This is a genomic window from Bradyrhizobium cytisi (genome assembly GCF_008123515.1).
Classification (GTDB): domain Bacteria; phylum Pseudomonadota; class Alphaproteobacteria; order Rhizobiales; family Xanthobacteraceae; genus Bradyrhizobium; species Bradyrhizobium cytisi.
Genome location: NZ_VSSR01000012.1, coordinates 64,985 through 89,022, shown reverse-complemented (window position 1 = coordinate 89,022; position 24,038 = coordinate 64,985). Strand labels below are relative to the sequence as shown.

The window sequence follows — 24,038 nt, the reverse complement described above, 5'->3', positions numbered from 1 at the left end:
GGATGCGGTCCTAGGCGCGGCTACTCGTCGTCCTCGTCGTCCTCGTCGTCTTCTTCCTCGTCTTCGTCGTCCTCGTCGTCGATTTCCAGGCGCTCGAGCGTGGCCAGCGGCAGCGTCTCGCGGAACAGATCGCCCTCCGAGCCCATCCAGAGGCAGACGATGTCGTCGCCCTTCACCTCTGCGACGGTCAGCGGCTGGCCGCCGGATTTCAGCATTACGACGTCGCCGGTTTTCAGTTCCATGAATGGTCCTTTCGGGTTGATCGACGGGAGCGGAGCCTAGCAAGCCGTGATGACACGCCGATCACGGGCTATGGACCCGTGAAGTGCGCCGGCTTGCGTGGACTGCGAAACGTCGATGGCAGAGTTCGCGTGGGAGATCGCTCGATATTCGCTTCAGGATTATTCCGTCCCAGGCGCGGCGATGGTGGCATCATGCGCCTGTTTTGCCCGACGCGTCAACTGATTTCGTAAAATCAGCAGTCATGTTCTGTTTGGCGGCAAGCTGTTGAATTCGCGGTCACGTCCTACTGTGCATGGGGTTGTTTTCGAGATTTCAGCCCGGCACCAGCTCGCTCAGCGAGCGGATGATGCGGTCGGGCCTGACGGTCGAGCCTGCGGGCAGACCGTCGCCGTGCACGTCGATCCAGATCGCATAGATGCCGAGCCGCTGCGGCGTCACGACCTCCCATTCCAGATTGTCGCCGATCATCCAGGTGTCCTCGGCGGCGACGCCGAGCGCCTCCATCGCGTGCAGATAGGCGCGCTCCTCCGGCTTGCCGAAGCCGTGCTCGCCCTCGATCTGGATGTGATCGAAGCGATGGGTCAGCTCGAAGCGCTCGACCTTGGCGCGCTGCATGTCGGCGGCGCCGTTGGTGACCAGCGCGAGCTTGACGCCGTGCGCCTTCAACGCGTCGATCGCATCATGCGCGCCCGGGAAAACGAAGATCGCTTCCTCGCGATAGGTGGTGAAGCGGTCGGCGAGGCGCGCGGCGAGATCGTCGGAGAGGGCGCGATGGCCGTTAGCGGCGAGCGCGGCGAAGCCGCCGCGCACCGTGAGCCGCCGCGCCTCGCCGAGCTTCATCCGCCACGCAGCTTCCGCGCTCGACCAGAACTGCCGCGCATAGGCCAGCACGGCCGTCGCGACCTCTCGGGGCGGCAGCGGCGCGAGCTCGTCGGCGAATTCTTCCGCGATCGTGTTCCAGGCGATCTCGGGCCGGCCATAGGCCGACAGGATGGTGTCGTCCATGTCGATCAGCATGGCGCGGGGCAGCGGCTTGAGTGCGGGCTTGATCGTCGTCATGGCCATTTCACCTCCGGCGGCAGCGACGACAGGATCGAATCCACATTGCCGCCGGTCTTGAGGCCGAAGATGGTGCCGCGGTCGTAGAGCAGGTTGAACTCGACATAGCGTCCGCGGCGGATCAGCTGCTCCTCGCGATCCTCGGTGGTCCAGGTGCTAGCGAAATTGCGCCTGACGATGTCGGGATAGATCTTCAGGAATGCGCGGCCGACGTCTTGCGTGAAGGCGAGGTCGGCGTCCCAGTCGCCGCTGTCGTGCCAGTCGTAGAAGATGCCGCCGACGCCGCGCGCCTCTTTCCGGTGCGGCAGATAAAAATACTCGTCGCACCACTTCTTGTACTTGTCGTAATCGGCAACGCCGCTGGGCTGGTCGCAGGCCTGCTTCATCGCGGCGTGGAAGGCGATTGTGTCCGCGTCCTCCTGCGTGCGTCGGCGATCGAGCACCGGCGTGAGATCGGCGCCGCCGCCGAACCACGCCTTGGTGGTGACGACGAAGCGCGTGTTCATGTGCACCGCCGGTACGTGCGGATTGCGCATGTGCGCGATCAGCGAGATGCCGGAGGCCCAGAAGCGCGGGTCTTCAGCCGCGCCCGGAATCTGCGCGCGAAACTCGGGCGCGAACTCGCCATGCACGGTCGAGCAATGCACGCCGACCTTCTCGAACAGGCGGCCCGACATCACCGACATCACGCCGCCGCCGCCGGCCGCCCCGCTGTGATCGGTGCGCTGCCAGGGCGTGCGCGCAAAGCGGCCGGCCTCGCCGGGATAGAGGTTTTGCGGCGCGTCGTCCTCGAGCCGCTCGAAGTTTTCGCAGATGTCGTCGCGCAGGCGCTCGAACCAGATGCGGGCGCGGGCCTTGCGGTGTTCGATCAAGCTCGGGTCCAATGTGGATGTCATGCCGTCAGCCCTGCGGACCGTAATAGGTGCAGCTCTCGTTGCAACTGTCGCGATGGATGCTGACGCGGCTGAGCTTGCCGACATGAGCGAGCCGCTCCCAGACGAAGCGCGAGAGATTTTCCAGCGTCGGGGTGCCGAGCGCCTCGATCTTGTTGAGGAACTTGTGGTCGAGCGTTAGCCGCACCTCCTCGATGGCGCGCTGGAGCAGGCCGAGATCGACCACCATGCCGGTCGCAGGGTCGGGCGTGCCGCGCACCGTCACCTCGGCGCGGAAGGAGTGGCCGTGGATCTCTTCGCTCGCAGCACCAAAGGTCGTTCCCGGCAGCGAATGCGCCGCCTCGAAGCGGAACGATTTCGTCAATTCCCACATCTGTCCGTCAACCCATCCTATCTGATGCCAAGCGATTTATGCGTCTGCACGCTCAGCCGCCATTGCGGATGGCGCAGGCAATAGTCGATCGCGCGCGCGGTGTTCTCTGCGATTTCGGGCCCGTCCATCGGCTGCAGCGAGAAGCGCTCGAAGGCGAGGCTCTCGAAACTCTCGGGTGCGGCGAGGGCCTGCGGATAGACCAGCTTCAGCTCGTGCCCCTGGCGCAGCAGTAGCTCGCTGCCGCCCTTGGGGCTGACGCAGATCCAGTCGAGTCCCTCCGGCGGCGCGACCGTGCCGTTGGTCTCGACGCCGATCTCGAAGCCGCGGGCATGGAGCGCCGCGACTAGCGCGTCATCGACCTGCAGCAGGGGCTCACCGCCGGTCAGCACCACGTAGCGGTTGGAGGCCGCTCCGGTCCATTGCGCCGCGATGGTGTCGGCGAGTTCCATGGCCGAGCCGTAACGGCCGCCGAGCGTGCCGTCGGTGCCGACGAAATCCGTGTCGCAGAACTGACATGTGGCCTCGCCGCGGTCGGCCTCGCGGCCGCTCCAGAGGTTGCAGCCGGCAAAACGGCAGAACACGGACGCGCGCCCGGCATGGGCGCCTTCGCCTTGCAGGGTCAGGAAGATTTCCTTGACCGCGTAACTCACTGGTCTCTCCTTGTCATATCAATCGAACGGGTTCCGGACCTGCCGCAGCGCTTCGCCGGCGGCCATCGCCGCGCTCATGGCGACATTGAGCGACCGCAGCCCGGGCGTGATCGGGATCACCAGCCGCGCGTCCGCGGCCTCGACCACCGCATCGGTGACACCGGCGCTCTCGCGCCCGAATAGCAGGATGTCAGACATCTGGTAACGGAAATCGCGGTAGTCGGTGGCACCTTTGGTGGTGAACAGCAGCAGGCGGTTGCCTTGGCCCACGCGCCACTCCTCGAATTTCGACCAGGAATCGTGCCTGACGATGCTGACATGGTCGAGGTAGTCCATTCCCGCCCGGCGGAAATGCCGGTCGGAAACCGGGAAGCCGGCCGGCTCGATGATGTGGGCGGCGATGCCCAGACAGGCGCACAGGCGCAGAATCGTGCCGGTGTTCTGGGGGATGTCGGGTTGGAAAAGTGCGATCTGCATGAGCAGCGGTCGGTCGGTTGTGGGTCGGAAATGTTTCAATAAAACATCGCCAGCCGCGGAATTCGTGCATTGCACGCTCCTGCGCGGTTAGCGGGCTTGCGCTCGTCCTGCAAGGGTGCCAATAGAACGATTCTGGACTGCTGTTTTCGCCTTGTTTTGGTGGGGACTAGCCAAGTTCTGCCGCCGCGGGGGGCCGCGGGCGCCGGCAGGCTGTTCCGGGGACCTTGGGGGCTCCCGGAGCGGTTCCGTCGGCAGCATAAGAAGAAAGGGTTGGAATCGTGACGACAGCGTCTTCGGCGGACCATCCGACACGCCGTGATTTCTTATTCGTTGCAACGGGGGCAGCTGCAGCAGTAGGGGGCGCGGCCGCGCTCTGGCCCTTTATCTCCCAAATGAATCCGGACGCCTCGACCATCGCCGCCGGTGCGCCGATCGAGGTCGATCTGAGCCCGGTCGCCGAGGGGCAGGACATCAAGGTGTTCTGGCGCGGCAAGCCGATCTACATCAGCCACCGCACCAAGAAGCAGATCGACGAGGCGCGCGCCGTTCCGGTGGCGAGCCTGCCCGACCCGCAGTCCGACGAGGCCCGGGTCAAGTCCGGCCATGACCAGTGGCTGGTCGTGATCGGCATCTGCACCCATCTCGGCTGCATTCCGATCGCTCATGAAGGCAATTACGACGGGTTCTTCTGCCCCTGCCATGGTTCGCAGTACGATTCGTCCGGCCGCATCCGCCAGGGGCCCGCGCCTGCGAACCTGCCGGTGCCGCCGTACCAGTTCGTTTCCGACACCAAAATCCAGATCGGCTGAGCTTCGGACCCGCGTCCGAAGCCTCGAACCGTCTTGTCGTATTATTTCCTCAGGATCGCATCATGAGCGGACCATCCGACTACCAGCCGAGCAATCCGGCCCTGCAATGGATCGAGCGGCGCCTGCCGATCCTGGGTCTCGTCCATTCCTCCTTCGTCGTCTATCCCACCCCGCGCAACCTGAACTACTGGTGGACCTTCGGCGCCATCCTCTCCTTCATGCTCGGGATTCAGATCCTGACCGGCGTGATCCTGGCGATGCACTACACGCCGCACGCCGATTTCGCCTTCAAGTCGGTCGAGCTGATCGTCCGTGACGTCAATTACGGCTGGCTGCTCCGCAACATGCACGCGGTCGGCGCATCGATGTTCTTTGTCGCGGTCTACGTCCATATGTTCCGTGGCATCTATTACGGCTCCTACAAGGAGCCGCGTGAGGTGCTCTGGATCCTCGGCGTCATCATCTACCTCCTGATGATGGCGACAGGCTTCATGGGCTACGTGCTGCCGTGGGGTCAGATGAGCTTCTGGGGCGCCACCGTCATCACCAATTTGTTCTCCGCCATTCCCTATGTCGGCGAGAGCATCGTGACGCTGCTGTGGGGCGGCTATTCGGTCGGCAACCCGACGCTGAACCGCTTCTTCTCGCTGCACTACCTGCTGCCGTTCCTGATCGCGGGCGTTGTCGTGCTCCACGTCTGGGCGCTGCACGTGGCCGGCCAGAACAATCCTGACGGCGTCGAGCCGAAGACGGAAAAGGACACTGTGCCGTTCACGCCGCATGCGACCATCAAGGACGGCTTCGGCGTTGCCTGCTTCCTGCTGCTCTACGCCTGGTTCATCTTCTACATGCCGAATTATCTCGGCGACGCCGACAATTACATTCCGGCGAACCCGGGCGTGACGCCGCCGCACATCGTGCCGGAATGGTATTATCTGCCGTTCTACGCGATCCTGCGCTCGATCCCGAACAAGCTCGCGGGCGTGATCGCGATGTTCTCGGCGATCATCATCCTGTGCTTCCTGCCCTGGCTCGATGCCGCCAAGACCCGGTCGTCGAAGTACCGTCCGCTGGCCAAGCAGTTCTTCTGGATCTTCGTTGTGGTCTGCATCCTGCTCGGCTATCTCGGCGCGCAGCCGCCGGAAGGCATCTACGTGATCGCCGGCCGGGTCCTGACGGTCTGCTACTTTGCCTACTTCCTGATCGTGCTGCCGCTGCTCGCGCGCATCGAGACGCCGCGGCCGGTGCCGAACTCAATCTCGGAGGCGATCCTCGCCAAGAGCGGCAAGGCCGTGGCCTCTATCATGGTCGCGCTCGTCGCTGCCGGCGCGCTGTTCGTCGGCACCTTGCAGGATGTCCGCGCAGAGGAAGGCGGCACCAAGCCGCCGGGCAACAAGTGGTCGTTCGCAGGCCCTTTTGGCACCTATGACCGCGGTGCGCTCCAGCGCGGCCTGAAGGTTTACAAGGAGGTCTGCTCCAACTGTCACGGCCTGTCCTACATCGCCTTCCGCAACCTCGCGGAAGCCGGTGGCCCTGGCTATTCGGTGGCGCAGGCGGCAGCGTTTGCCTCCGACTACAAGATCAAGGACGGTCCGAACGACCAGGGCGAAATGTTCGAGCGTCCGGGCCGGCCGGCCGACTACTTTCCCTCGCCGTTCCCGAACGAGCAGGCAGCCCGCGCGGCGAACGGCGGCGCAGCGCCGCCTGATTTGTCGCTGATCACCAAGGCGCGCTCCTATGGCCGCGGCTTCCCGATGTTCATCATCGACTTCTTCAGCCAGTACCAGGAGCAGGGTCCGGACTATGTCGCGGCGGTGCTCCAGGGCTTCGAGGACAAGGCGCCGGAAGGCGTGACCATCCCGGAAGGCTCCTACTACAACAAGTACTTCTCGGGCCACGCCATCAAGATGCCGAAGCCGCTGAGCGACGGCCAGGTGACCTATGACGACGGCTCGCCGGCAACGGTTGCGCAGTATGCCAAGGACGTCACCACGTTCCTGATGTGGACCGCCGAGCCGCACATGGAAGCGCGCAAGCGCCTCGGCCTCCAGGTGTTCGTGTTCCTGATCATCTTCGCGTTCCTGATGTACTTCACCAAGAAGAAGGTCTGGGCCGACTCGCACTGAGCCGCGCACGCGAGACGAGAATGAAAAGGCCCCCGAAAAGGGGGCCTTTTTGTTGGACACGAGCGTGTGTTGTTGGCGCGATTGCCTATCGCGCTTCCAGCGGCCAAAATACCCCAACATTCCCCAGAAACTCGTCGGAGGACACCATGGGAACCGCGATCACCTTCAAGCGCCCGGACGGCAAGGACGCATCGGGCTATCTCGCCAATGCCGCACGCGGCAATGCGCCGGGCGTGGTGGTGATCCAGGAATGGTGGGGACTGTCGGACCAGATCAAGGGCCTGTGCGACCGCTTTGCGCTCGCGGGCTTCGATGCGCTGGCGCCCGATCTCTACAAGGGCAAGGTCGTGCCGTATCACGACACTGACGCGGCCGGCAAAGAGATGAACTCGCTCGACTTCATGGACGCCACCACGCAGACGGTGCGCGGCGCCACGCAATATCTGTCGCGCAATGGCGCCAAGGTCGGGCTAACAGGCTTCTGCCTCGGCGGCGCCGTCACCATCATCGGCTCGGTGCACGTGCCGGAGCTCGCCGCCGGCGTCGTGTTCTACGGCATCCCGCCGGAGCAGGCGGCCAAGCCCGCCGACGTCAAGATCCCGCTGCAGGCCCATTTCGCCAACAAGGACGATTGGTGCACGCCGGAGCTGGTCAACGGCTTCGAGAAGGCCATGAAGGCCGCCGGCAAGTCGCTGGAGCTGTTCCGCTATGACGCCGAGCACGCCTTCGTCAACGAGCAGCGCCAGGCCGTGCACGACCGCGAAGCCGCCGAGCTCGCCTGGGGCAGGGCGACGGAGTTTTTCCGGAAGCATCTGGGGTAAGGGCGGTGCCAGACCGATCCGAAGAGGAAAGGGGCCACGAGCGAGAGGTCTTCAAGGTCCCGGCTGAGCATCGGGCCGCGATTGTTGAAGGCCTTGAGCAAGCCGAACGCGGCGAGTTCGCCAGCGAGGCTGAAATGGCAGCCCTTTGGAAGCGGTGCGGCCTCTGAGTTGTAGCCCGGACGGAGCGCAGCGTAATCCGGGGCGCTCTCATCGCGGTGCGAATCCCGGATTGCGTTGCACTCCATCCGGGCTGCCGCTCCGGCCCCACCCTTGACGCCGTCCCCGCGCCATGGTGAGTATCGGCGCATGAGCACCGCAGCCCGCCCATCCCGTCGTTGGTGGCGCACCTCCTAAGAGGTGGCCGGTGCGATTTCTTTTCCCAAAATCGTCGAAGGTCGCCAGCACAGCGCGGCGGCCTGATCGTTTGTCCTGTGTGGCGTTCCCTCGGCAAGTTTCGTAAGAGGACCCCATGAACAGGACCGTCTTTGCCCTCCCGGCCAGAAGCGACTATGTGACCCGTGCAGGTCTCGCGATCACGCGCGTGGCGGAGCAGTTTACCGGCGGCGCCAACCGGCTCGACGATCTCGTCAGCCTGCTCGACCGCCGCCGCGGCGTGGTGCTGTCGTCGGGCACGACCGTGCCCGGCCGCTACGAGAGCTTCGACCTCGGCTTTTCCGATCCGCCGCTCAAGCTCGAAACCACTGGCGTCAATTTCAAGCTCGAAGCGCTCAACGCACGTGGCGAGGTGCTGATCGCCTTCCTCGCTGACGTCCTGCGCGAGCCCTGCGTCGTGGTCTCCGAGAAGACCGCTTCGCGCCTTGCCGGCCACATCATCCGCGGCGATGCGCCGATCGAGGAGGACCAGCGCACGCGGCGCGCCAGCGTCATGTCGCTGATACGCGATCTCGTCGCAGGCTTCTCCGCCAATGACGACGGGCTGCTCGGCCTGTTCGGCGCCTTCGCCTACGATCTCGTCTTCCAGATCGAGGACCTCGTCCAGAAGCGCGCGCGCGAAAAAGACCAGCGCGACATCGTGCTCTACGTCCCGGATCGTCTGCTTGCCTATGACCGCGCCACTGGCCGCGGCGTCGTGATCAGTTACGATTTTGCGTGGAAGGGCAAATCCACCGAGGGCCTGCCGCACGAGACTGCCGAGAGCCCGTATCAGAAGACGCCGCGCCAGGGTTTTGCCGATCACGCGCCCGGCGAATATCAGGCCACGGTGGAAACGGCCCGCGCTGCCTTTGCGCGCGGCGATCTGTTCGAGGCGGTGCCGGGCCAGCTCTTCGCCGAGCCCTGCGACCGCTCGCCGGCGGAAGTGTTCCAGCGCCTCTGCGTCATCAACCCGTCGCCCTACGGCGCGCTGATGAATCTCGGCGACGGAGAATTTCTGGTGTCGGCCTCGCCGGAAATGTTCGTGCGCTCCGACGGCCGCCGCGTCGAGACCTGCCCGATTTCCGGCACCATCGCGCGCGGCACCGATGCGATCGGCGATGCCGAGCAGATCCGCCAGCTCCTGAACTCGGAGAAGGACGAGTTCGAGCTCAACATGTGCACCGATGTCGATCGCAACGACAAGGCGCGCGTCTGCGTCCCCGGCACGATCAAGGTCTTGGCGCGCCGGCAGATCGAGACGTACTCAAAGCTGTTCCACACCGTCGATCATGTCGAGGGCATGCTGCGTCCCGGATTCGATGCGCTCGACGCCTTCCTCACCCATGCCTGGGCTGTCACCGTGACCGGTGCGCCAAAGCTATGGGCGATGCAGTTCGTCGAGGATCACGAGCGTTCGCCGCGGCGTTGGTATGCCGGCGCGATCGGCGCGGTGAATTTTGATGGCAGCATCAACACCGGTCTCACCATCCGCACCATCCGCATGAAGGATGGTCTCGCCGAGGTGCGCGTCGGCGCCACCTGTCTGTTCGACTCTGATCCCGCCGCGGAAGACCGTGAATGCCAGGTCAAGGCCGCAGCTCTGTTCCAGGCGCTGCGCGGCGATCCGCCGAAGCCGCTGTCGGCGTTTGCGCCCGATGCCACCGGTTCGGGCAAGCGGGTGCTGCTAATTGATCACGACGACAGCTTCGTGCACATGCTCGCCGACTATTTCCGCCAGGTCGGCGCCAGCGTCACCGTGGTCCGCTATGTGCATGCGCTCGACATGCTCAAGCAGAAGAGGTGGGATTTGCTGGTGCTGTCGCCCGGCCCGGGCCGACCCGAGGATTTCGGGATCAAGAAGACGATCGCAGCGGCGCTGGAAGACAAGCTGCCGGTGTTCGGCGTCTGCCTTGGCGTCCAGGCGATCGGCGAATATTTCGGCGGCGAGCTCGGCCAGCTCACCCATCCCGCGCATGGCCGGCCCTCGCGTGTGCAGGTGCGCGGCGGGCGCTTGATGCGCAATCTGCCGAATGAGATCGTGATCGGCCGCTATCATTCGCTCTTCGTCGAGCGCGACAGCATGCCGGAAGTTCTGAGCATCACCGCCAGCACCGAGGACGGCGTCGCCATGGCGCTGGAGCACAAGACCCTGCCGGTCGCCGGCGTGCAATTTCACCCGGAATCGCTGATGTCGCTCGGCAACGAGGTGGGATTACGTATTGTCGAGAATGCGTTCCGGCTGGATGCGCCGGTCAATTGAGAGGCACCAATGACCTTTGACCACGATCTGAAGGCGAGCGTCCGCACCATTCCCGACTATCCCAAGCCGGGGATCATGTTCCGCGACATCACGACCTTGCTCGCGGATGCGCGGGCCTTCCGCCGTGCGGTCGACGAGCTCGTCAACCCCTGGGCGGGCAACAAGATCGACAAGGTCGCCGGCATGGAGGCGCGCGGCTTCATCATCGGCGGCGCGGTTGCGCATCAGCTCTCGGCCGGCTTCGTGCCGATCCGCAAGAAGGGCAAGCTGCCGCACACCACCGTGCGGATCGCGTACTCGCTGGAATACGGCATCGACGAGATGGAGATGCATGTCGACGCCATCTCGCCCGGCGAGCGCGTCATCCTCGTCGACGACCTCATCGCCACCGGCGGCACCGCGGAAGGCGCGGTGAAGCTGCTGCGCCAGATCGGCGCCAACGTCGTCGCCGCCTGCTTCATCATCGACCTGCCCGAGCTCGGCGGCGCCGCCAAGCTCCGCGCCATGGACGTTCCGGTGCGCACGCTGATGACGTTCGAGGGGCACTGAGCGATCGCTGCGATCGTCAGATCGCCTCCGCCTTCAGCTCGGCCCGCCAGTGCGTCCCGCGCTCCTTCAGCAGTGCGTCCCTGACATAGGCGGTCTCTTCGTCCTCCAGACGCTCGCATTCGTCGAACGTCAGGCCGGCCTCACCGTGCGCGTTCCAGGCGGCCTGGAGGCTCCGGCAGGGGTGGCCGCCCTGGCGCAGTGAGAACCAGATGTGGTTCCGGATCGTCTCCAGGTTTGGGGCCTGGCCGACCCAGGCCTCGCCCGAAGCCGCACAGCGGATCACGTAGATGCCCGCAATGGTCTTCCGCTCCTTGTAGGCGGCGATGGCTGCTTTCCGGTCGATGCTCACGGCTGCGCTCTGGATGAAGGGGACGTTGATAATCGCCTCACTAAGCCCAACGCGGCCGGCAGTCAATATTATCCGGGTATAATTTGTAACCTAAGATCGCTGCAGGATCAGGCTGAGCTCGAGCTCGCGGAAGGCGAGGTAATTGCGCCGGGTCCACTGGTGCAGCTCGGTCGAGGAGTCCTTCTCCTGGCGCAAATAGCCGGTGAAGGAGAAGTTCAGCCGGTCGATATAGGTCTTGAGGAAGCCGGGCAGCGCCGGCAGCCGGAATAGCCGGCCGCCAGCCATCGCGGGCGGCAGCTCGCCGCGGAGGATGAACTCGTTGTCGACGGTGATCAGGTTCATCCGCGGGATCTGCAGGCGCAGCATCTCATGGGCGCGGGCGGAGACGCGGTCGGTGTCGGCGACGAACAGGATCTGTGGTGCGACATGCCGGCGCGCCGCTTCCTTGAGCAGGCCGATCTCGTCGGCCATCTTGAAGAATTCGTCGAAGGCGTGGAAGCCGAGGTCGATGACCTTGGCGAGCCCGTCATCGACGATGACGCGGTCCATCAGCTGCATCTTGCCGTAAGTGTCGATCACGTCGGCGGTCTCGGTCACCTTCGGCAGGTAATCGAGCAGCGACGGCTCCTTCAGATTGACGTCGAAGGCCGCGACATTGCCGTTCTTGAGCAGCAAGAATTCGGCGAGCAGCCGCGCCAGCAAGGTCTTGCCGACCTGCGGGCGGGGCGAGCAGATGATGTAAAGGGGCGTCGCGGGCATCACGAGCTATTATCTGAGCGAACTCACCGCCCAATCCAGCCGTATCCACCCATACTCTGCAACTATTTTTCGCTGCTGCGGCCGCCCGGCTTGGAGCCGACGATGTCGGTCAGGCGGATCCGGTCGAACTCGCTCCAGACGTTCGCCAGCCAGTGCCGGACATAACCGCGCAGCACGAACGAATAGTTCGCGGCATCGTCGTTGATGCCCTTGTTGGCGACAAATTTCAGGAACGGGACAGAGGAGACCTCGACCTGCTCATAGGCCATTTCGTTGAGCTTGGGGATGGTCAGCTCGGTCGCATCCTTGATGCGGTGGAAGTAGGAATTGTAGGTCGACTGGTCCCACTGGAAGAACTGGGTGTCGTTGATGAAGTTCTTCACTAGGAAATACTTGGCGCCGGTCATGAAACCGGCCGTTTCGGCGATCTCGTCCAGCGAGGCGATCGAGGGTCCCAGGATGTGGAACACCGCGAAGGTGATCTGGCCGGCCTTGGCGGCGTCGAGGAAACCGATATCGCGCAGCGAGGCCAGAGCCGGCGAGAGCAGGCCGGCGCGAACGTCGATCACGGTGACCGATGGGCTGGTCGCATTGAGCGTATCGAAGATCTTCATCTGATCGGCCGTCGTCGTCATGTCGACGATTTCGGTGATGTCAGGATGGAAGCGCTTCAGCGTGCCGCGCGGGGATTCCGTGTCGAAGGCGCGGGTCGGCACGTTGTTGGCGGAAAAATAATCGAGCAAGGTGCGCGACACCGTGGTCTTGCCAACCCCGCCCTTGTCCGCGCCCACCACAACCACTGCCGGCTTTGCCATTGCTGTCCCCTAACGCGCGCCCCCGATCGCGAGGTCGCAATCGGCCGGGCCCCAAATCGATGTCCCAAGGATGTCCCAAGTCTGCTGTTGGGCGCGAACATGGCAGAAACAAGGGAGAATTCAAATCCGCAGGCCGCCGTTGCGGCAATTCCCGAGGTTTTTCCCAATCGCTGTGAAACCCGCCGCAAGTTGCGGCAAATCATGTGTTCAATGACGGCCCCAAGGACCCATGGGATTCCCGATCGGATTGCCGGCTGCGGTTCCGGAGGGGCCGGGCGCAGGCACGGGCGGCGGACTGGTCCGGCTGCCTGCATCGTTCCAGGGGCCTTGCGGCAGCGGCGGCGGGGCGTCTTGCCGGTCGGCTTGCGCCTCCGGCTCTTCCGTCTCGTCGGCGGGCGGCGGCAGCGGACCGGGATCGTGGCCGCCGGCAAACTTCACCAGCGCATCGACCCGGGACTGCACCGACGGGTGGGTCGCGAACAAATCGGCAAAGCCCTCGCGCGGATTGTCGAGGCACAGCTCCATCACCGCCGAGGTCGCACCCGGCAACTCGCCGCGGTTCTCGATCTTGCGCAGCGCCGAGATCATGGCGTCAGGGTTTTTCGTCAGCTCGACCGAGCCGGCGTCGGCCAGATATTCGCGCGAGCGCGACAGTGCGAGCTTGACCACCTGCGACACCAGCCAGGCCACCACGATCAGCACGACCGCGATGATGATGACCACGATTGCGCCGCCGCCGGAGCTCTTGCTGTCGCTCGACGACGAGGACGATCGCGACGAGGAGGAGGAACCCGACGACCACGAGCCGCCGGAGCTCCAGCTCAGATTCGTGAACAGCCGGAAGAACAATTCGCCGAAGAAGCCGACCACGCCGGCAATGATCACGGCGACGACCATCAGCTGCACATCGCCGTTCTTGATGTGGGTGAGCTCGTGGCCCAGCACCGCCTCGATCTCCCGGTCGTTCAGCGCCTTCAGCAGACCGGTGGTGACGGTAACAGCATATTGCCGCGGGTTGAGGCCGGTCGCGAACGCGTTGAGCGCCGGGCTCTCCATGATTTTCAGCTTCGGCATGGTGATGCCACGCGAGATGCAGAGATTTTCCAGCAGATTGTAGAGTCGCGGCTCCTCCTGCCGGGTGACGTCATGGCCGCCGGTGACGGCATCGATCATCGATTGATGAAAGAAATAGGCGATAATGATCCAGGCAATTGCCGCGACGGTCGCGAAGGGCGCGGCCTTGAGCAGGTCGGCGAAGGCCCGGTTCAGATAATAGGCGACGGTCTCATTGCCGTTGATGACGACTTCGGCGACCAGCGCGCCGGCATAGACCAGCACATAGACCAGCGCGAACAGGCCGGCGAGCAGCAGCATCGAACGAAACTTGTTCGAGGCGATGTGCGTGTAGAGACCATACGCGGCCATGACGCGTTGCCCTGCCGGCCTGTCGGCTCAGATCAGAACTTCACCTGAGGCGCCGCCTCGACCTCGGTGCGGCTGGCGCCGAGATCGAAGAAGTCCTTCTTGGTGAAGCCGAACATGCCGGCGAACAGAGCGGCGGGCATCTGCTGGATGCCGGTGTTGTATTCCTGGACCGCGTTGTTGAAGAAGCGGCGGCTCGCCGCGATCTTGTTCTCGAGGTCGGAGAGCTCGCTGGCGAACTGCTGGAAGTTGGTATTGGCCTTGAGGTCCGGATAGGCCTCCGACAACGCGATCAGCCGGCCGAGCGCGCCGGAGAGCTGGTTCTCGGCGGCGGACACCTGCGCCGGCCCCTGCGCCGACATCGCCGAATTGCGCGCCTTGATGACGTCGTCGAGTGTGCCGCGCTCATGCGAGGCATAGCCCTTCACGGTCTCGACCAGGTTCGGGACCAGATCGTGGCGCTGCTTGAGCTGCACGTCGATATCGGCAAAGGCCTGGCTGACGCGCTGTCCGAGCGCCACCAGCCGGTTGTAGGCGCTGAAGGCGAACAGCACGAGGACGACGATGACGCCGAGAACGATCCAGCCGGTCGACATGGAAAACTCCTGAAGGGAATTGAGGCGGGCAGCGTAAACCAAAATGGCGCCGGGGGGAGAGCCCCGCGCGGAGGGAAGGTAAGACTTGGTCGGACCGGGAACCATCCGAGTTCAAGGCAAAAGCGCCGAACGGGGTTAACTTTCGGACAGAACGGCATCACCCCAGCGCCAGCGGCGGGCGCCCGCATAAGCAGCCTTGTCCCGCCGCGGCACCTTGGCGAGTGCGACGCCGTCCTCAGTGCAGAGCTTGGCCGTGATCTCGGCCTTGCCGACATCCGGCGGCGCCAGCACGCGCGGGCCGCGGGCCGCGGGCGGCGCGCGGGTCAGGGCGACGTAGATGAAGCGCTCGTCCTCGAACGGCACCTCCGCGCCCTTGATCTGGCGGTGCGCTTGCGAGCGCGGCAGGCGCTGGTTGAAATGGCACCAGTCGGGCGCGATGAGCGGGCAGGGCTTTTCGTGCGGGCAGGGCGCGGCGACAAAGGCGCCGGCCGCAGTCAGTTGCTGGCGCAGCGCGAGGATGCGGGCATAGCCGGCGGGGGTGCCGGGCTCGATCACGACTAGCGCGTGGCGCGCTTTGGCCCACATTGTCTCGGCAAGCTTGCGCTGATCGCTCTCGCCGAGCTCGCCGATGACATAGCTCGCGACGACAAGATCGGCTTGCGAGACTTCGGCGAGGTTGGCGGCGGCATCGCCCGGCAGATAGCGGCAACCCGAGAGGCGCGAGCTGTCGCGCGCCAGCTCGAGCGCGAGCCGGCTCAGCGTGGCGTTGGCGTCGAGCAGCGTAAAATCCTGCAACGACGAAAAGGCCTCGGCGGCCGCCCAACTCGCGGTGCCCGGGCCTGCGCCGACGTCGAGTAATGTCTCGGGAGCGAGGTCCGGCGCGATCTCGATGAGCGCGCTCAGGCTTGCCGCGACGGCAGCGTAGGTCGCCGGCATGCGCGCGAGCGCATAGGCGAGCGCATCGGCCTCGGACTTGATCGTGCCGGAGCCGCCGCCGGCGCGATAGGTGGTCGAGATCTTCTGCGACCGCTGTGCAGCGTCGGTGCGGGAGAAGCCCTGCAGCCTGGCGTCGAGGGCGGCTTTGAGTTCAGCGGGGAAGGTGGGTGAGATCATGGTTGCCTACCGTCATTCCGGGTTCTCGCTCCGCGAGCCCGGAAGGACGGCAGAGATATCACGCCACGTTCTGGTCGAGAATGTCCACGGCCTCTTGCAGGTTCACCGAGACGAGCTGGGAGACGCCGCGCTCGGCCATGGTGACGCCGAACAGGCGGTTCATCCGTGCCATCGTGATCGGATTGTGCGTGATGATGACGAAGCGCGTGTCGGTCGAGGCGGTCATCTCGTGCAGCAGGTTGCAGTACCGTTCGACGTTGTGGTCGTCGAGCGGCGCGTCGACTTCGTCCAGCACGCAGATCGGCGAGGGGTTGGTCAGGAACACCGCGAAGATCAGCGCCATCGCGGTCAGCGCCTGCTCGCCGCCCGAGAGCAGCGACAGCGTCTGCGGCTTCTTGCCCGGCGGCTTGGCGATGATTTCGAGACCAGCTTCCAGCGGGTCGTCGCTCTCGATCAGGTGCAGCGCGGCTTCGCCGCCGCCGAACAGCTCGACGAACAGGCGCTTGAAGTGGTTGTTGACGACCTCGAACGAGGTCAGGAGGCGCTCGCGTGCTTCCTTGTTGAGGCTCTGGATGCCCTGGCGCAGCCGCTTGATGGCTTCGACGAGGTCGTCGCGCTCGGTGACGAGACCCGTGTGCTGGGTCTCGACCTCGCGCAGCTCTTCCTCGGCGCGCAGGTTGACCGCGCCCAGGCGCTCGCGGTCGCGGCGCATCTTTTCGAGATCTTCCTCGATGTCGTGCAGCGGCGGCAGCTCGGCGCCGGGCTCGAGCTCGGCGAGGCCGGCGACAGCCTGCGGCTCCACTTCGAGCATGTCGCGGATCTCGCGCTCGATGTCCTCGAGCCGGCGCCTCGAACCTTCCATGCGCTCCTCGGCGCGGGCGGTGGCCTCGCGCGAGCTGGAGAGCGCCTCGAGCGTCAGCTTGGCGACGCGATCGGTCTCGGCCATCGCGGTCTCCGCGGCGGCGAGCGCATCGGCGGCCAGGCGGCGGTCGTTCTCGGCATATTCGATCTCGGTGATCAGCGCGCTGCGCTTCTCGGCGAACACGGCGGGCGCGTTTTCGAGATCGCTGCGCTCGATCGTGAGTTCGGCAATACGAGCCTGAATGGTGTCGATATGGGAGGCCGCGCTCTCTTTGCGGTTCTGCCATTCGGTGCGCTCGGCGAGGATCGCCTGGACGCGGCGGTCGGCCAGCTCGGCCTCGCGCGCCAGTGCCTGCGCCTCGGCGCGGACCTGCGCGGCCATGCGGCGATGGCCTTCGATGTCGCTGCGGACGGCGGCGAGACGGGTCTCGGTGTCCTCGCTCGACGGCAACTCGCTGATGCCTGCCTCGGCGTATTCGTACGCGGCTTCGGCCTCGGCGCGGTCGGCGGCGAGACGGCTGTGCGCTTCCGACAGCGTCGCCTTGCGCGCGGCGTGGCGGCTGATCTCGCGCTCGGCTGCGCCGTGGCGCTCGCGCGCGACGTTCAGCTCGCGCTGCGCGGCACGCCAGGCCTCGCGGCTGGCACCTTCGGTACTGGCCGCCATCTGCAGCTCGGACTCGGCGTTCTCCAGCGCCTGACGCTTGATCTGCGCGTCGATGCGGGCCTGCTCCAGCTCGTTCTCGATATCGACGAGGCGGGCGCGCTCGGCAAGGCGCCGCGCAGCGCCGGTCGGGGCGTGAGCGGCGGCGACAAAGCCGTCCCAGCGCCAGACGTCGCCTTCGGGCGAGACCAGCCGTTGGCCGGTCTTGAGCTGCGACACCAGCTCGGCACCGCGCTCGCGCGGCACCACGCCGATCTGCGCCAGGCGGCGCGTCAGCTCGGCCGGCGCCTGAACGTGGTTGGCAAGCGGGGTGACGCCTTCGGGCAGCTCCGGATCGCCGTCGGTGACGCCGGCATTGGTCCAGCGCATCGGCGCCGAGGGATCGACCGGCGCATCGAGATCGTCGCCGAGCGCGGCGCCGATCGCCTTTTCAAAGCCCTTATCGACAGTGATGCCGTCGATGATCGGCGGCCACAGATTCTTGGTTTCGCCGTTGACGATTTTCGAGATCGTGCGCGCCTCGGTATCGAGCCGCTGCACGCGCTTGTCGGCCTCATTGAGCGGCGAGCGCGAGGATTCCAGCGTCTGGCGCGCGGCGACATGTGCGGCCTCGCTCGCTTGCGCGGCGGCTTCCGAAGCGGCCAGCGTCTGCTCGGCGGTTTCGACCGTTGCGGTCAGCTCGTCGAGATCGCCGAAGCCGCCGGTTTCGGCGGCAAGCTTCTGCTCTTCGGCGGCGACATTCGCGATCTCCTGGTCGAGACGGGCGAGCTTGTCGCGGTGGGTGCGGACGTTGGCCTCTAACTGGTTGCGCTTGGCGGTGAGGTCGGCGAGCGCGGTGGTGAGCTCGGCGAACTGCTGCTCGGTTTCGGTCAGCACCGCCTCGGCTTCGCCGACGCGCTCGTCGACGCCGGAGCGCTTCTCGACGCGCGACTTGATCTCTTCCTTCAGCTCGGCATCTTCGGTGTCGAGCCGCTGCAGCGCGATCTCGGCATCCATGGTCTGCTGCTGGGCGCGGGAGATGTCGCCCTCGAACTGGGCGAGGCGGCGCTCGAGCTCGGCGACGCGCTCCTTGGCACGCTCCTCCTCGCGGTCGAGCAGCTCGCGGGCATTGGTCAGGCGCTGAAGGCCGGCCGCGGCGCGGGCTTCGGCATCGCGCAGCGCCGGCATTTCGGCGGCACGGATCGCCTGGATGCGGGCGGCTTCGGCCTGGTGCTGGGTGCGCTCGGCCATCTCGCGCACGGCGAGATCGTGGGTGTGGCCGGATTCGTTGACGTCGGCGTGGGCGCCGATCCAGCGCAGATGGAACAGGGTGGCTTCGGCCTTGCGGACCTTGGCTGCGACTTCGCGATAGCGCACGGCCTGGCGGGCCTGCTTCTTCAGGCCTTCCATTTGCCCTGCGAGCTGGCCGATCACGTCCTCGACGCGGGTGAGGTTGGTTTCGGCCGCCTTCAGCCGCAGCTCGGCCTCGTGGCGGCGGGCGTGCAGGCCGGCGACACCGGCGGCGTCTTCCAGCACGCGGCGGCGCTGCTCGGGCTTGGCCTGAATGATTTCGCCGATCTTGCCCTGGTGGACGAGGGCCGGCGAACGCGCGCCGGTGGCGGCATCCGCAAACAGGATCTGCACGTCGCGGGCGCGGACGTCGCGGCCGTTGATCCGATAGACCGAGCCGGCCTCGCGCTCGATGCGGCGGGAGATTTCGAGCAGCTGGCTGTCGTTCATCGCCGCCGGCGCGGTGCGATCGGCATTGTCGATCGTCATCGTCACTTCGGCGTGGTTGCGCGCGGGACGGTTGCCGGAGCCGGCGAAGATCACCGCGTCCATGTCGGCAGCGCGCAGCGACTTGTACGAGGTCTCGCCCATCGCCCAGCGCAGCGCCTCGACGAGATTCGACTTGCCGCAGCCATTCGGTCCGACCACGCCGGTCAGGCCGGGCTCGATGACGAAGTCCGTGGGCTCAACGAAGGACTTGAATCCGTGTAGGCGCAGGCGGGTGATCTTCATAAGCACGCATCTCTGTTGGCAGGCGCGAATCCCCCTGCCCGGACAATAGCATGGAAGGCAATGTCGCTGTCTGGGCGAGTCGCGCGGGGCGCCTCATGCGGCGGACAATGGCCGCGGTGTGCCGCGAGGGCAACCTGCGAAAGCCGCTTTTCCCAAGGGATTTATGCCGGGAAAGATACGGCTTTTGAGATGCGGATCAGGATCTTGACGAGCGAATCAGCTCTTCAGCAGCGGATTGATCTTCTTGGCGAATTCCTCGAACGAGGTCTCGCCCTTGATCTTCTCGCCGTTGATGAAGAAGGTCGGCGTCGAATCGACCTTCAGAACGTCGCTGGCATATTTCTGGTCGGCGGCGATCTTGTCGAGCAGCGCCTGGTCCTTCAGGCAGGCTTCCACCTGCTGCTGGGTGAGGCCGGCTTGCTTGCCGATCCGCGTCAGCGTCTCCGTGGTGTTCTTCGTCACCCAGTCGTTCTGCTGGCGGAACAGCATGTCGGTGACCGCGAAGTATTTCGGCGCGTCGCCATTAGCGATGCAGCGCGACAGCATCGAGCCGGCGGCGGCTTTGATGTCGAGCGGGAACTCGCGGAAGATGTAACGGATCTTGCCGGTGTCGATGTATTCCGACTTGATCTTGGGGAACACCTGCTCGTTGAAGGCCGCGCAATGCGGGCAGGTCATCGAGGCGTATTCGGTGATGGTGACGGGGGCGTCCTTCGGGCCGAGCGCCATGTCGGGCAGCGACACCGGCTTGGCGACATCGCCGGCGGCCTGAGCCATGGCTTCAGGGATCATGGCTTCAGAGATCAACCGCAGCGGCGAGAGCCCGGCGAGCGCGGCAAGCCCGGTCAGCGACAGCATCGTGGTGAAGGCGCGGCGGGTGATGATCACGGTCGGGCTCCCGAATTGGCATGGTCTCGCCCGAGGCTCATACGAAGGTTCCCGGGCGGCCTGTCGCTAGCTTGAAACGTGGCTTGAGGCAATGGCGAGCAGCAGGGACGGGTCCAGATTGGCCGCGAAATGGGGCTCAATTTCGCTTGATGGCGGCCCCGAGCCGCGCCAGCGCAGTCTTCAATTCTTCGTCTTCGATATCTCCCAGGCTCTCCGCCACCTTGGCAACGTCCTTGGGGTCCGGCGGGGCGGGCCGCACCGGGCGCCGTGGGCGCGACAGGGGGGCCTGGCGGAAGGCGAGCTTGCCGACGGCGCTCCAGCCGAAGAAGCGGTTCACCCGCTCCAGGATCACGTCGGCCGAGTGCTGGATCTCCAGCGCCATCGGGCCCTCAACCCGCAGCACCAGCGTCGCCGGTTCCTGCGGCTGGCCCTCGACCGGCCGCGGCCATTGCATCTTGAGCGGCTCGGCATGGGCGGCGATCTCAGGCCCGGCAATCTGCGCCCACCGCGTCACCAGCTCGCGCGCCGCAAAGCCCTGCTTGGCATAAGCCTCGGCAAAGACGTCGTTGAGCAGGATCCCGAGCGGCTTGGCGCTGATGGGGCCGGGTCTGGGAGGGAATTTGGACATGGGGCCTTATAGCACTTCGGCGCGCGAGCCGCAGACTCCTCGCAGCGAAGAAAGACGTGGATGCCTGCGACGAGCGCGGGCATGACGTGGAGAGGCCGGTGCATTGTCGTTACAGTAAGGACATGAGCCCCAAATCCGCCCTGAAGGCGAAATCGGAACCCAGACAGCCGGAGACCGTGTCGCGCCCGGTCGCGCTGCTCGCCTGGTACGACCGCCACCGCCGCAGGCTGCCCTGGCGCGCCGCGCCCGGCGAGACCTCGGATCCCTACCGCGTCTGGCTGTCGGAGATCATGCTTCAGCAGACCACGGTGAAGGCGGTCGGACCCTATTTCGAGAAGTTCGTCGCGCGCTGGCCTGATGTCACGGCGTTGGGAAACGCTTCGCAGGATGACGTGCTGCGGATGTGGGCCGGGCTTGGCTATTATTCGCGCGCACGCAATCTCTATGCCTGTGCGGTGGCGGTCGCGCGCGAGCATGGCGGCGCCTTTCCGGACACCGAGGAGGGGTTGCGAACTCTTCCGGGCATTGGCCCCTACACGGCGGCTGCGATTGCGGCGATCGCATTCGATCGCCACACCATGCCGGTCGACGGCAATATCGAGCGGGTGGTGTCGCGCCTGTTTGCGGTCGAGGAGGAGCTGCCGCAGGCGAAGCCGCTGATCCAGCAACTGGCAGCGACGCTGCTGGCCAACTCCCGCGCCGGCGATAGTGCCCAGGCGCTGATGGATCTCGGCGCCTCGATCTGCACGCCGAAAAAGCCGGCCTGCTCGCTGTGCCCGTTGAATGAGGCTTGCACGGCGCGTGCGCTTGGAACGCAGGAGACGTTTCCGCGCAAGGCGCCGAAGAAGAGCGGAACGCTGCGGCGTGGTGCCGCCTTCGTCGTCACGCGCGGTGATGATCTGCTCGTCCGCAGCCGACCTGAAAAGGGCCTGCTCGGCGGCATGACCGAGGTGCCGGGCTCCGACTGGCGCGCCGGACAGGAGGACGCGACGGCAAAACAGCAGGCGCCGGAATTAAAAGGGCTGTCGCGCTGGCAGCGCAAGGTCGGCGTGGTCACCCACGTCTTCACGCATTTTCCGCTGGAGCTCGTGGTCTACACCGCGAAGGCAGAGGCTCGCACGCGCGCGCCCGAAGGCATGCGCTGGGTTCCGATCGCGACGCTGGCCGACGAGGCGCTGCCCAACGTCATGCGCAAGGTGATTGCGCACGCGCTGGACTGAGGCTGAGGCGGCGCGCCTGCTGCCATGAGGGTGTCAGCAGGTCTACGCTAGGTCTTGACGCTCACGGAGGTTCGCATGGTCAAGACCGCGCTCGACAACTTCAAGAGGCCGCCCTGCGCCGAGCTGTTGGGATGGCGCCTGCTCGATGCTCGTCCCGCGGACGGCTGGATCAAGCTCGGCTTCGAGGGCAAGCCTGAGTTCTGCAATCCTGCCGGCTTCATCCAGGGCGGCCTGCTCTCCGCCATGCTCGACGACACCATGGGCCCGGCGGTCCTCGTGATGAGCGAAGGTCGGCTCTACACCACCACGATCAGCATGACCGTGAATTTTCTGAGTCCCGCAAAGCCCGGGCCGATCATTGCCGAGGCAACGGTGACGCAGCTCGGCAAGACGATAGCGTTCGTCGAGGCCAAGCTGATGGCGGAGGATGGCACGGTGCTGGCGACGGCGAGCGCAAGCGAGCGGTTGCTGGAGGCGGCGAGGGTCGTCGGAAAAATAGTCTGACGGCATGCGATACCCCTTCTCCCCTTGTGGGAGAAGGTGGCGCAAAGCGCCGGATGAGGGGTATCTATCCGCGAATTCTATTGTGTGAAGTGAACGCGTGGAGAGATACCCCTCACCCAAGTGAGTCCGCGTCTACCGGCGTCGCGGCCCTCTCCCACAAGGGGTGAGGGCGCATCAATGCGCATCTCGCTTAGTGCGAAAATTCATATCGTCGCCCGAGCGTCTCCGCTCACGATCGGCGGCGTCGCGTTCAGCGCCTCGACCTGAAAGCCCGCAACGCGCTTGTAGTTCGCGGCGATGTCTTCCAGCTCCTTTTGCGACAGCACGTCCGTGACAACCTTGTAGCCATCCGGCGCGCGTTCCTCGACGAGCTGCATCACCTGCTCGGGGCCATTCTTGCGGTTGAGCAGCACGAGGTCGGTGGTCGCAGGCCGCCGCTCGGCTTCATAGGCGAGCAGCGCGGCTTGCGTCGGGCCATGGGCCAAAATCTCGCGGGTGATGGTGCGGGCATCGAGGATCGCCTGCGAGGCGCCGTTCGAGCCGATCGGGTACATCGGGTGTGCGGCATCGCCCATCAGCGTGACCTTGCCGAAAGTCCATTGCGACACGGGATCGCGATCCACCAGCGGATATTCGTAGGCGTGCGGGCAGTTTTTAATCAAGCCGGGCACGTCGAGCCAGTCGAACTGCCAGCTTTCGAACCATGGCAAGAACTCTTCCAGCCGCGCGGTGCGGTTATAGTCTTCGCGCCGCCACTGATAGGTCGGCGGCATATGGCGCTCGGCGACCCAGTTGATCAGATGATTGCCCGCCGCATCCGGTTCTTTCGAGATCGGATAGCAGACGAATTTCAGGATCTCGTGGCCGGCCATGATCATGGTGCGGCCGGTCAAGAAGGCCTTTGATGCCGTCACGCCGCGCCAGAGAATGCGGCCGTTCCAGATCGGCGCGCCTTCATGCGGATAGAGCTTTTCTCGCGCGGCGGAATGGATCCCGTCGGCGGCGATCATGATGGCGCCTTCGTAAGTCCCGGCCGGTTTGCCGGTAGCTCTGTCGATGAACTCGGCGCGGACGCCGTTGGCGGCCGTCTCGGTCCAGCCCGCCAGATGATGGCTGGTCAAAATGTTGTCGCGGCCGAGCCGCGCGATTGCGGTGTCGAGCAGGAGTTGCTGGAGGGGACCGCGATGGATCGAGAACTGCGGCCATTTGTAGCCGGCTTCCAGCCCGCGCGGTTCGCTCCAGATCGGCTTGCCGTGCTTGGAGAAATAAGCGAGCTCGCGAGTGCGCACGCCGCTGGCATCGAGCTTGTCCATCAGCCCGAGCTCGATCAGCTCGCGCACCGCATGCGGCAGCACGTTGATGCCGACGCCGAGCGGCTTCAGTTCCGCGACGCTCTCGAACACTTTCACGGGAACGCCGATTCCGTGCAGGCTGAGCGCAAGCGTCAGCCCGCCGATGCCGCCACCGGCGATGAGTACCGTCATGACAAACCCCTCCAGGTGCGGGCGTCTTGGCACAGGCGGGCGGATGTGGGCAACTGCGAAGAGAATGTCGTGCTATAGACCTGAGGGACGACAGCCGCTAGT

The 24,038-nt window shown here is 65.3% G+C and carries 23 protein-coding genes; 7 read left to right on the top strand and 16 right to left on the bottom strand.

Going from position 1 to position 24,038, the window contains the following annotated elements; all coding sequences use genetic code 11:
* Nucleotides 1–20 precede the first annotated feature (20 nt).
* The 6 genes from FXB38_RS07130 to FXB38_RS07105 form a co-directional block, all read right to left on the bottom strand.
* Nucleotides 21–242 carry a YodC family protein gene (locus FXB38_RS07130; protein WP_148750112.1) on the bottom strand — a complete coding sequence of 74 codons (222 nt, stop codon included), beginning with the start codon at nt 240–242 and terminating at the stop codon, nt 21–23.
* A gap of 313 nt (nt 243–555) precedes the next feature.
* Nucleotides 556–1,302, bottom strand: coding sequence for an HAD family hydrolase (locus FXB38_RS07125; protein WP_430640160.1), 747 nt, complete (start codon nt 1,300–1,302; stop codon nt 556–558).
* Nucleotides 1,299–2,198, bottom strand: coding sequence for an oxygen-dependent coproporphyrinogen oxidase (gene hemF / locus FXB38_RS07120; protein WP_187434716.1), 900 nt, complete (start codon nt 2,196–2,198; stop codon nt 1,299–1,301). The genes FXB38_RS07125 and hemF overlap by 4 nt, the downstream gene beginning before the upstream one ends.
* 4 nt (nt 2,199–2,202) lie before the next feature.
* Nucleotides 2,203–2,568, bottom strand: a complete 366-nt coding sequence (locus FXB38_RS07115) for a 6-pyruvoyl trahydropterin synthase family protein (protein ID WP_148750108.1) — start codon at nt 2,566–2,568, stop codon at nt 2,203–2,205.
* A gap of 17 nt (nt 2,569–2,585) precedes the next feature.
* Nucleotides 2,586–3,218 carry a 7-carboxy-7-deazaguanine synthase gene (gene queE / locus FXB38_RS07110; protein WP_148750106.1) on the bottom strand — a complete coding sequence of 211 codons (633 nt, stop codon included), beginning with the start codon at nt 3,216–3,218 and terminating at the stop codon, nt 2,586–2,588.
* Nucleotides 3,219–3,236: 18 nt separating this feature from the next.
* On the bottom strand, nt 3,237–3,695 hold the full coding sequence (locus FXB38_RS07105) for a tRNA (cytidine(34)-2'-O)-methyltransferase (RefSeq protein WP_148750104.1): 459 nt from the start codon (nt 3,693–3,695) through the stop codon (nt 3,237–3,239).
* Between the two features lie 278 nt (nt 3,696–3,973).
* On the opposite strand from FXB38_RS07105, the gene petA reads away from it, so the two are divergent.
* The 5 genes from petA to FXB38_RS07080 all read left to right on the top strand — a co-directional run bounded on the left by petA (nt 3,974) and on the right by FXB38_RS07080 (nt 10,635).
* Nucleotides 3,974–4,504, top strand: coding sequence for a ubiquinol-cytochrome c reductase iron-sulfur subunit (gene petA, locus FXB38_RS07100; RefSeq protein ID WP_148750101.1), 531 nt, complete (start codon nt 3,974–3,976; stop codon nt 4,502–4,504).
* Nucleotides 4,505–4,566: 62 nt separating this feature from the next.
* Complete coding sequence (gene fbcH, locus FXB38_RS07095) at nt 4,567–6,630, top strand: cytochrome b/c1 (protein WP_148750099.1); 2,064 nt, start codon at nt 4,567–4,569, stop codon at nt 6,628–6,630.
* A gap of 146 nt (nt 6,631–6,776) precedes the next feature.
* The gene (locus FXB38_RS07090) at nt 6,777–7,451 is read left to right on the top strand and encodes a dienelactone hydrolase family protein (protein WP_007607077.1); all 675 of its coding nucleotides are present in this window, start codon (nt 6,777–6,779) and stop codon (nt 7,449–7,451) included.
* A gap of 469 nt (nt 7,452–7,920) precedes the next feature.
* Nucleotides 7,921–10,086 (top strand): anthranilate synthase component I, encoded by a 2,166-nt coding sequence (locus FXB38_RS07085; RefSeq protein ID WP_148750097.1) that lies wholly within the window; start codon nt 7,921–7,923, stop codon nt 10,084–10,086.
* Between the two features lie 9 nt (nt 10,087–10,095).
* The gene (locus FXB38_RS07080; protein ID WP_027529190.1) at nt 10,096–10,635 is read left to right on the top strand and encodes an adenine phosphoribosyltransferase; all 540 of its coding nucleotides are present in this window, start codon (nt 10,096–10,098) and stop codon (nt 10,633–10,635) included.
* A 16-nt stretch (nt 10,636–10,651) separates the two neighbouring features.
* Here the strand turns inward: FXB38_RS07080 and FXB38_RS07075 are convergent, their stop codons facing one another.
* The 9 genes from FXB38_RS07075 to FXB38_RS07035 all read right to left on the bottom strand — a co-directional run bounded on the left by FXB38_RS07075 (nt 10,652) and on the right by FXB38_RS07035 (nt 20,728).
* Nucleotides 10,652–10,984, bottom strand: a complete 333-nt coding sequence (locus FXB38_RS07075) for a GIY-YIG nuclease family protein (protein WP_148750095.1) — start codon at nt 10,982–10,984, stop codon at nt 10,652–10,654.
* Nucleotides 10,985–11,074: 90 nt separating this feature from the next.
* Nucleotides 11,075–11,743 carry a P-loop NTPase family protein gene (locus tag FXB38_RS07070; protein WP_187434715.1) on the bottom strand — a complete coding sequence of 223 codons (669 nt, stop codon included), beginning with the start codon at nt 11,741–11,743 and terminating at the stop codon, nt 11,075–11,077.
* Nucleotides 11,744–11,805: 62 nt separating this feature from the next.
* Nucleotides 11,806–12,558, bottom strand: a complete 753-nt coding sequence (locus tag FXB38_RS07065) for a P-loop NTPase family protein (RefSeq protein ID WP_148750091.1) — start codon at nt 12,556–12,558, stop codon at nt 11,806–11,808.
* 207 nt (nt 12,559–12,765) lie between these two features.
* The gene (locus FXB38_RS07060) at nt 12,766–13,983 is read right to left on the bottom strand and encodes a M48 family metallopeptidase (RefSeq protein ID WP_148750089.1); all 1,218 of its coding nucleotides are present in this window, start codon (nt 13,981–13,983) and stop codon (nt 12,766–12,768) included.
* Nucleotides 13,984–14,015: 32 nt separating this feature from the next.
* Nucleotides 14,016–14,576, bottom strand: a complete 561-nt coding sequence (locus FXB38_RS07055; RefSeq protein WP_148750088.1) for a LemA family protein — start codon at nt 14,574–14,576, stop codon at nt 14,016–14,018.
* A 135-nt stretch (nt 14,577–14,711) separates the two neighbouring features.
* Nucleotides 14,712–15,689, bottom strand: a complete 978-nt coding sequence (locus FXB38_RS07050; protein ID WP_148750086.1) for a small ribosomal subunit Rsm22 family protein — start codon at nt 15,687–15,689, stop codon at nt 14,712–14,714.
* Between the two features lie 58 nt (nt 15,690–15,747).
* Nucleotides 15,748–19,212, bottom strand: coding sequence for a chromosome segregation protein SMC (gene smc / locus FXB38_RS07045; RefSeq protein WP_148750084.1), 3,465 nt, complete (start codon nt 19,210–19,212; stop codon nt 15,748–15,750).
* Between the two features lie 216 nt (nt 19,213–19,428).
* Nucleotides 19,429–20,100 (bottom strand): DsbA family protein, encoded by a 672-nt coding sequence (locus FXB38_RS07040; protein ID WP_148750082.1) that lies wholly within the window; start codon nt 20,098–20,100, stop codon nt 19,429–19,431.
* A 136-nt stretch (nt 20,101–20,236) separates the two neighbouring features.
* On the bottom strand, nt 20,237–20,728 hold the full coding sequence (locus tag FXB38_RS07035) for a DUF721 domain-containing protein (protein WP_148750081.1): 492 nt from the start codon (nt 20,726–20,728) through the stop codon (nt 20,237–20,239).
* 122 nt (nt 20,729–20,850) lie between these two features.
* On the opposite strand from FXB38_RS07035, the gene mutY reads away from it, so the two are divergent.
* Nucleotides 20,851–21,948 carry an A/G-specific adenine glycosylase gene (mutY, locus tag FXB38_RS07030; RefSeq protein ID WP_187434714.1) on the top strand — a complete coding sequence of 366 codons (1,098 nt, stop codon included), beginning with the start codon at nt 20,851–20,853 and terminating at the stop codon, nt 21,946–21,948.
* Nucleotides 21,949–22,023: 75 nt separating this feature from the next.
* Complete coding sequence (locus tag FXB38_RS07025) at nt 22,024–22,452, top strand: PaaI family thioesterase (RefSeq protein WP_148750077.1); 429 nt, start codon at nt 22,024–22,026, stop codon at nt 22,450–22,452.
* Between the two features lie 203 nt (nt 22,453–22,655).
* Here the strand turns inward: FXB38_RS07025 and FXB38_RS07020 are convergent, their stop codons facing one another.
* On the bottom strand, nt 22,656–23,936 hold the full coding sequence (locus tag FXB38_RS07020) for a flavin-dependent oxidoreductase (RefSeq protein ID WP_148750075.1): 1,281 nt from the start codon (nt 23,934–23,936) through the stop codon (nt 22,656–22,658).
* Nucleotides 23,937–24,038: the final 102 nt, after the last annotated feature.

Bases quoted from the DNA above. Each gene is read 5' to 3' on its own strand.
- FXB38_RS07115 (WP_148750108.1), bottom strand. From the start codon at position 2,568: ATGTGGGAATTGACGAAATCGTTCCGCTTCGAGGCGGCGCATTCGCTG.
- hemF (WP_187434716.1), bottom strand. From the start codon at position 2,198: ATGACATCCACATTGGACCCGAGCTTGATCGAACACCGCAAGGCCCGC.
- FXB38_RS07025 (WP_148750077.1), top strand. From the start codon at position 22,024: ATGGTCAAGACCGCGCTCGACAACTTCAAGAGGCCGCCCTGCGCCGAG.
- FXB38_RS07065 (WP_148750091.1), bottom strand. From the start codon at position 12,558: ATGGCAAAGCCGGCAGTGGTTGTGGTGGGCGCGGACAAGGGCGGGGTT.
- mutY (WP_187434714.1), top strand. From the start codon at position 20,851: ATGAGCCCCAAATCCGCCCTGAAGGCGAAATCGGAACCCAGACAGCCG.
- FXB38_RS07050 (WP_148750086.1), bottom strand. From the start codon at position 15,689: ATGATCTCACCCACCTTCCCCGCTGAACTCAAAGCCGCCCTCGACGCC.
- FXB38_RS07080 (WP_027529190.1), top strand. From the start codon at position 10,096: ATGACCTTTGACCACGATCTGAAGGCGAGCGTCCGCACCATTCCCGAC.
- FXB38_RS07085 (WP_148750097.1), top strand. From the start codon at position 7,921: ATGAACAGGACCGTCTTTGCCCTCCCGGCCAGAAGCGACTATGTGACC.
- FXB38_RS07035 (WP_148750081.1), bottom strand. From the start codon at position 20,728: ATGTCCAAATTCCCTCCCAGACCCGGCCCCATCAGCGCCAAGCCGCTC.
- FXB38_RS07070 (WP_187434715.1), bottom strand. From the start codon at position 11,743: ATGCCCGCGACGCCCCTTTACATCATCTGCTCGCCCCGCCCGCAGGTC.
- smc (WP_148750084.1), bottom strand. From the start codon at position 19,212: ATGAAGATCACCCGCCTGCGCCTACACGGATTCAAGTCCTTCGTTGAG.
- FXB38_RS07090 (WP_007607077.1), top strand. From the start codon at position 6,777: ATGGGAACCGCGATCACCTTCAAGCGCCCGGACGGCAAGGACGCATCG.
- FXB38_RS07130 (WP_148750112.1), bottom strand. From the start codon at position 242: ATGGAACTGAAAACCGGCGACGTCGTAATGCTGAAATCCGGCGGCCAG.
- FXB38_RS07020 (WP_148750075.1), bottom strand. From the start codon at position 23,936: ATGACGGTACTCATCGCCGGTGGCGGCATCGGCGGGCTGACGCTTGCG.
- fbcH (WP_148750099.1), top strand. From the start codon at position 4,567: ATGAGCGGACCATCCGACTACCAGCCGAGCAATCCGGCCCTGCAATGG.
- FXB38_RS07060 (WP_148750089.1), bottom strand. From the start codon at position 13,983: ATGGCCGCGTATGGTCTCTACACGCACATCGCCTCGAACAAGTTTCGT.
- FXB38_RS07125 (WP_430640160.1), bottom strand. From the start codon at position 1,302: ATGACGACGATCAAGCCCGCACTCAAGCCGCTGCCCCGCGCCATGCTG.
- FXB38_RS07105 (WP_148750104.1), bottom strand. From the start codon at position 3,695: ATGCAGATCGCACTTTTCCAACCCGACATCCCCCAGAACACCGGCACG.
- FXB38_RS07055 (WP_148750088.1), bottom strand. From the start codon at position 14,576: ATGTCGACCGGCTGGATCGTTCTCGGCGTCATCGTCGTCCTCGTGCTG.